Below are 6,529 nucleotides of genomic sequence, written 5' to 3'. Positions count from 1 at the left end.
GGGGAGAGATAGAGATTTTTAGAGAGTTGTTGGCTGATCGTGCTTCCTCCGGCAACGACCCCTTTTTTCAGACTTCTCTCGATCGCATTTTCCATCCCCTTAACATCGAATCCGTCGTGATTCCAAAAACCGTCATCTTCGGCTATCAAAACGGCCTTAATGATGTTGGGAGAGATTTTATTCATACCGACCCATTGGTGTTGAATCTCTTTATCACGATTTTGCTCCGCCCACTCCTCTTGGCGATACTCCATAAATGCCGTAGGGACAGGGTTGGTCTCTTTTAAATCGGAAATATCGGGGTAGACGAAGAAACGGCCGATATCGATGATTCCTCCGAGGATGAGAAGTAAAAAAAGTAGTTTAAAAGTGCGCATTGTTAATCCATATTGAGTGTAGGCAGATGCCATTGTTTAGTGTACGCAAGAAGCCGTAAAAAGATTGCAAATCCCGCAACCGCAGCAACTCCCCATGTATTTATCATATCCATTTGGGCTAAGATGAGGAGCAAAACTGAGACGATAACCGCAATGGAGCCGTAAAAATCGCTGATGAGAACCGAGGGGACTTGATTAATCATCGTATCGCGTAATACCCCTCCGCCGACAGCAGTGAGGAAGCTCAAAATCATAACGCCGAAAAAATTAAATTCGACTTCGATTGCGAGCAAAGCTCCCGTAATACTAAAAGCGACCAAACCGATGGTATCGGAGATGACAAAAAGCCATTGACGCTCAATTTGTTCACGCCGATAGAGACGAAAAATAAAAGCGAGCAAGATGGTTGTTATAACAGTGATTGCGGGGTAGTATTCGTTAAAGGCAAACGGAGTACGCCCTAAAATAACATCCCGTACTACACCGCCGCCGAGGGCGGTCAGAGAAGCGGAGATAATCAAACCGAGAAGGTCGAGTTTATTGCGTACCCCGACCAAAAAGCCGCTCAGAGCAAAGGCGATGATTCCGAGTATATCGGCAGCAACAACGAGGTCAAACATTGGGTGCGCGGTAGTTTTCTTTAAAACTCACATACCGTTGTGCCGATGCGTAGAGCTCAGTTATCTCTTCGTCGGTAAGCTCTCGGACTACTTTCGCGGGGCTTCCCATAATGAGAGAACGGGGAGGGAAGACTTTATTTTTGGTTACCAATGCTCCGGCTCCGACAATCGACTCTTTTCCGATCACCGCACCATCGAGGATAGTGGCGGACATCCCTATCAGACAAGCATCCTCTATCGTACAGCCGTGGAGCATAACGCGATGTCCTACCGTCACGTCATTGCCGATAATAGTCGGGTAGCCATCCGACATATCATCCCGTTTGTGGTGGGTGACGTGAACCATACTTAAATCTTGAATATTGCTTCGATCGCCGATAGTGATAAAGTGGACGTCACCGCGCACGACACATCCGAACCAGATGCTGACATCTTCCCCCATCGACACCCGTCCGATGACATCGGCAGAGTCCGCTATCCAAACGCGTTCTTTCATCTCAGGGGTGTAGTGCAGATAATTTCCGATCATCAAATATCCTTCTCAGCTCTCTTTAAAGAGTCGTGCCGTGAGTTGCTGCACGTAATTGGGAGCCTGTTTTTTGACCGAATTATACACTTTGTTGGTGTGGGTTTCAACGATCTTATGGCTGTCGATCAAATTACTTGCTTCGTGGCTGATTTTGACATAACTGCCATCATTTTGTAACTCATAAGCCAACACATTATCGGAACTTTGGAGCTGCAAAATTTGGAGCAATTTATTACTGCTCTCTTCACCGCTGATCGGGGTCAGGAGCTCAATACGGCGGAGCAAATTCCTCGGCATCCAGTCGGCACTGGAGATGTAGGTCTGCGGAGTGGAGTGTTTAAAAAAGAAAATACGTGCGTGCTCGAGATATTTTCCGATGATGGAGATGACACGGATATTATCGCTCATCCCTGGAATTCCCGGACGCAAGCAGCAGACACCGCGAATAATGAGCTGGATTTTTACCCCTGCCTGAGAAGCTTTATAGAGTGCTTTGATGATATCTTCATCGACCAGTGCATTCATTTTTGCGATGATGACCCCTTCTTCTCCCATACGGGTCTCATTGTGGATCAAAGAGAGGATTTTAGGCTTGATCTGCGTCGGTGCCATATAGAGCTCGTTAAGTTTCCCTTTTTTACTGAATCCGGTTAAAAAGTGAAAGAATCGAGTGAGATCATAGGTGATCGCATCATTGCTGGTCATATAGCTGATATCGGTATAGACGGTAGCGGTAGAGGGGTTGTAGTTACCTGTCCCCAAATGGGCGTATTGTTTGACTTTGCCATTTACGCGGCGTGTAATGAGAGCTGCTTTGGCGTGAACTTTGAATCCGGTAATACCGTAGATAACATGCGCTCCCGCACTCTCTAGTGCTTTAGCCCATTGGAGATTGTTCTCTTCATCGAAGCGTGCGCGCAGTTCCACCATAACGGTCACTTGTTTGCCCGACTCGGCAGCGGCGATCAAGGACTGGACAATGACCGATTTGGAGCCGGACCGGTAGAGGGTCATACGGATAGAGACGACATCGGGATCTTTCGCCGCCGTTTGTATGAGTCGTACCACCGGCTCAAAACTCTCAAACGGGTGAAAAAGAACGAGATCTTCTTTATCAAGAATGGTATAGAGACTCTCATCCGAATCGAGAGGGGGGAGATTACGCGGCTTAAAGCTTGGAGTTGTAAGATGGGCGAAATCTTTGTTTCCGACCACTTGCCAGAGGGCTCCGAGATTAAGATAGGTTTGGAAACGGTAAATATCGTCTTTAAAAACATTCGCATGGCGGTTGAAGAAATTGAGGAGATCATCATCGGCATGATTGCTCAGTTCAAGCCGTACAATCTCCCCTTTTTTACGAAGTTTTAACCCCTCTTCGAGGATCTCCATAAAATCATCCGCTTCCTCTTCTTCGATCGCGATATCGGCATTTCGGGTGACTCGAAAAGCGGAAAATTTAATCAGTTCATATCCGGGGAAAAGATCTTGGATATGTTCAGAAACGATACTTCCGATCGGGACATAGATACGGTTGTCGATGTCGACAAATCGGGGGAGAACACGCGGAATTCGGATGAGACCGTAGCGTTCAACACTGGGTTCATCTTTATCCCGTAGTTTGATGATCTGGCCAAAACCGAGATTGTTGAGGTGCGGGAAAGGGTGGGTGGCATCGATCGCGATAGGGACGATAACCGGATAGATATTCTCTTTGAAATAGGCATCGAGATAGTGACGTTGCTGCGCTGTCAGCTCTTTATAGGATTTAAAAAAAATCCCCTCTTTTTCGAGTTTATGCATAATACCGAGTAAGCACTCTTCGACAACCCGCTGTTCATTGTGGAGATAGGTACGAATTTCACGCAACTGGTGGAGCGGTGTAAAGCGATCCGCCCCCGAAACATTGACCCCTGCACTAAAAAGTTTTTTCAACCCCGCCACGCGGATCATATAAAATTCATCCAGATTGGTTCCATAAATAGCCAAAAATTTTAGGCGTTCAAGAAGCGGTAATGATTCATCCTGTGCCTGCTGTAAAACACGGGTGTTGAATTGGAGCCATGAAAGCTCACGGTTGATATAAAGTGCTGGATCTTTGTAGTTATTAGGCATAGTTTCTACCGATTTTGGTTTTAAGTTAACGTGATTATATTATACTTAGGTTTCAAAAGGAACACTAATGAGCACTTTTCAGATTTTAATGTTTGCCGCAACGCTTTTTTTCGCCTATCAAATCTATCGACATGTCCAAACGCTAGAGGATTCCAAAGCGCCGGAGAGTGAACCGCGTGCGACGGAGCCTTCTGCTTTAAGTCTGGTTGAGGAAGCCGACAACGCGTATGAAAAAGGGGAGGTTGATAGCGCCAGAGGATTCCTTGAAGAGGCGTTAGTCCTCGATCCTGCAAACCCCGAGATTTTAAATAAACTCGCATTTATCACTGCAAAAACGGGTGATCGCCTTAAAGCGATAGAGCTGTACGAGCAATCGTTGGAACTGGATGAGAATGATGATCTTACCCATAACGCCATCGCTTCGCTCTATCGCGCGGAAAATGCGTATGAACGTTCCCAAGATCATTACCTCAAAGCGATAGAGATTGATGCCTCGTACGCGCAGACCTATTATAACTATGCCAACCTTCTCGTTGATATGGGAGAGATTGAAGAAGCGCGGAATATGTACAAGCGTGCGTTAGACCTACAGAGCGACTTCCCGCAAGCACGTGAAGCACTCTTGTCGTTGGGGAGCTATCAATGATTGATGATCAAGCACGCCTCGCCGTTTTAATCGATGCGGACAATTCGCAGCCCTCTATCATCGCAGGGCTTATGGATGAGATCGCCTCCCACGGTATCGCCAGCGTTAAACGGATTTACGGTGACTGGACCGATACGAAACTAAAGGGATGGAAAAACGTCCTTTTAGAACACGGTCTCCATCCGATGCAGCAGTTTGCCTACACGACGGGGAAAAATGCGACCGACAGTGCGATGATTATCGATGCGATGGATCTGCTCTATACAAAAAACTTTGACGGTTTTTGTATTGTCTCCAGCGACAGCGATTTTACCCGACTCGCCAGCCGTATCCGTGAATCGGGGATTAAAGTGTACGGGTTTGGGGAGCAAAAAACGCCCAAAGCGTTTATCGGGGTGTGCGATAAATTCATTTTTACCGAAAACCTTCGCCGCGATGCGAATCATAAAGAGGCTGCCGCGGTGAAAATTAAACCGGATAATAAAGCTCTGTTGGCCTTGGTACGCAATGCGGTCGAGGATACGACCAACGAAGCGGGATGGTCGTATCTGGGTTCTATCGGGCAAAATCTGATTAACAAATCTCCCGAATTCGATCCGCGCAGTTACGGGCATAAAAAACTTCTAGATTTGATTGAGTCTTTAGGAGAGTTTGAGTTCAAATTCTCCGACCCACTTTCAGGCTCACAAGCGGTTCATGTTCGACTTAAGCGGCACAAAAGGAGTTATGAAAAATGACGGTACGAGAGATTTATACCTATCTTGATGAACTCTCCCCTTTCGTAATACAAGAGGGGTGGGATAACTCGGGACTTTTAGTCGGCGATTTTGCCCAAGAGATTACCCATGTAGTGCTCAGTATCGACATCGATGAAGAGTTGATCGAATCTATCCCAGAAAATGCCCTTTTGATTACCCACCATCCGATCATTTTCGGCGGCCTCAAACAGCTCCAATTCAACCAATACCCTGCAAAAATTGTGGCACCTATGATTCGTAAAAATATTACGAATATTGCAATGCACACTAACTTCGACCAAACCCATCTTAACGACTACGTTGCGACAGAGATTTTGGGATACCCCATCATTGCCAAAGAGGGATTTGTAGCCTATTTAGGGGTTGATGAAGCGTATGAAACGTTTGCCGCCAAGATTAAAACGGCATTTGGATTGCCTCATACGCGAGGGGTGAAATGCCATGATTATATCCGAACCTGCGCTTTAGTGACCGGATCGGGTGCCTCGCTGATGCGAAATATAGAAGCGGAGTGTTTTTTGACGGGGGATATCAAATATCACGATGCAATGGAGGCCAAGGCACTCGGTTTATCGATGATTGACATCGGACACTATGAAAGCGAACGCTATTTTGGCGAGGTTCTAGGGGGGTATTTGGAAAAATTAGGATTGAGTGTTATAATTTCACCATCTAAGAACCCCTTCACCTATCTTTGAGCTAAAATTAGGTAATCGTGTAACTCCAAAAGGAACCGTATGAACAAACACCTTGAACAATTAATCGAGCTCTCTCATGTTGACAAAGAGATCGATGCGTTTGAACCGCAAATCGAAGAAGCAAACCTTCAATATGACGCTCTTCTAGCAACTAAAAACAGTATCATCAATGAAATTAATGCTCTGAAGCAAGAGATTAAAGACGAGCAGCTCAAAAAGCACAAAAATGAGCTTCACTTAGCGGAACTCTCTGCGAAACTCGAAGAGAATAGCCGCAAAAGCGGTGAAGTTAAAACAGAACGTGAAATGAAATCACTTCAACTTGAAGAAGAGATTGCAAAAGAGCAAGTAAGCTTTGCGAACGAAGAGATTGAACGTTTGGAAAAACTGATCGATCACAAACAAGGCAAAATTGACGAACTTGAGACAAAAGCCGCTGATATCGAAGGGACCCTTTCCACCGTTAAAGCCGATGTTGATGTCAAATTGGCACGTATCGATGAAGAGCGTAAAGAGGTATTCGGACGTAAAGAGGCATTGGTCGGGGCGATGAACCAAAAAGGGTTATCGTTTTATCAAAAAATCCGTCGTTGGGCAAAAAATACAACGGCCGTTGCGGTACGTAACCAAGCGTGCATGGGCTGTTATATGGCGATCAGCGATAAAGTGTACTCTGACGTTATCAAAGGTGAAGAGATCACAATGTGCCCGCACTGCGGCCGTATCTTATTTTTAGAACCGACTTCTGACGCTATCGGTGCGTAACGTAGCGTTCGACCTTTTTTATAC

General features: G+C 45.9%; 7 protein-coding genes and 1 pseudogene. 4 read left to right on the top strand and 4 right to left on the bottom strand.

Translation table 11 applies throughout. From position 1 onward, the window contains the following. From A2517_RS05225 to A2517_RS05210, 4 genes and pseudogenes are all read right to left on the bottom strand, one after another. A partial coding sequence (locus A2517_RS05225; protein ID WP_294894832.1) for a transglycosylase domain-containing protein occupies nt 1-377 on the bottom strand: 377 nt, incomplete at its 3' end. Between the two features lie 2 nt (nt 378-379). Next, on the bottom strand, nt 380-997 hold the full coding sequence (locus tag A2517_RS05220; RefSeq protein ID WP_294894830.1) for a trimeric intracellular cation channel family protein: 618 nt from the start codon (nt 995-997) through the stop codon (nt 380-382). Continuing rightward, nucleotides 990-1,526: a gamma carbonic anhydrase family protein gene (locus tag A2517_RS05215; protein WP_294894828.1), complete on the bottom strand. Its 537-nt coding sequence runs from the start codon at nt 1,524-1,526 to the stop codon at nt 990-992. Before A2517_RS05215 ends, A2517_RS05220 begins: the two co-directional genes overlap by 8 nt. Nucleotides 1,527-1,538: 12 nt before the next feature. Continuing rightward, nucleotides 1,539-3,641 (bottom strand): annotated as a pseudogene (locus A2517_RS05210) (RNA degradosome polyphosphate kinase); the annotation flags it as partial. Between the two features lie 64 nt (nt 3,642-3,705). On the opposite strand from A2517_RS05210, the gene A2517_RS05205 reads away from it, so the two are divergent. From A2517_RS05205 to A2517_RS05190, 4 genes are read left to right on the top strand one after another with little or no spacing between them, the layout of a single operon-like run. Then, nucleotides 3,706-4,284 carry a tetratricopeptide repeat protein gene (locus A2517_RS05205; RefSeq protein ID WP_294894826.1) on the top strand — a complete coding sequence of 193 codons (579 nt, stop codon included), beginning with the start codon at nt 3,706-3,708 and terminating at the stop codon, nt 4,282-4,284. Further along, the gene (locus tag A2517_RS05200) at nt 4,281-5,021 is read left to right on the top strand and encodes an NYN domain-containing protein (protein ID WP_294894824.1); all 741 of its coding nucleotides are present in this window, start codon (nt 4,281-4,283) and stop codon (nt 5,019-5,021) included. The genes A2517_RS05205 and A2517_RS05200 overlap by 4 nt, the downstream gene beginning before the upstream one ends. Beyond that, a complete protein-coding gene (locus A2517_RS05195; protein ID WP_294894822.1) occupies nt 5,018-5,740 on the top strand; it encodes a Nif3-like dinuclear metal center hexameric protein in 723 nt (240 codons plus the stop codon). Before A2517_RS05200 ends, A2517_RS05195 begins: the two co-directional genes overlap by 4 nt. Nucleotides 5,741-5,779: 39 nt before the next feature. Next, on the top strand, nt 5,780-6,505 hold the full coding sequence (locus A2517_RS05190; protein ID WP_294894820.1) for a zinc ribbon domain-containing protein: 726 nt from the start codon (nt 5,780-5,782) through the stop codon (nt 6,503-6,505). Nucleotides 6,506-6,529 lie beyond the last annotated feature (24 nt).

The sequence above is a fragment of the Sulfuricurvum sp. RIFOXYD12_FULL_44_77 genome, from assembly GCF_001830725.1.
In the GTDB taxonomy this organism is placed as follows: domain Bacteria; phylum Campylobacterota; class Campylobacteria; order Campylobacterales; family Sulfurimonadaceae; genus Sulfuricurvum; species Sulfuricurvum kujiense_A.
This window is presented reverse-complemented; position numbering and strand designations above follow the sequence as displayed.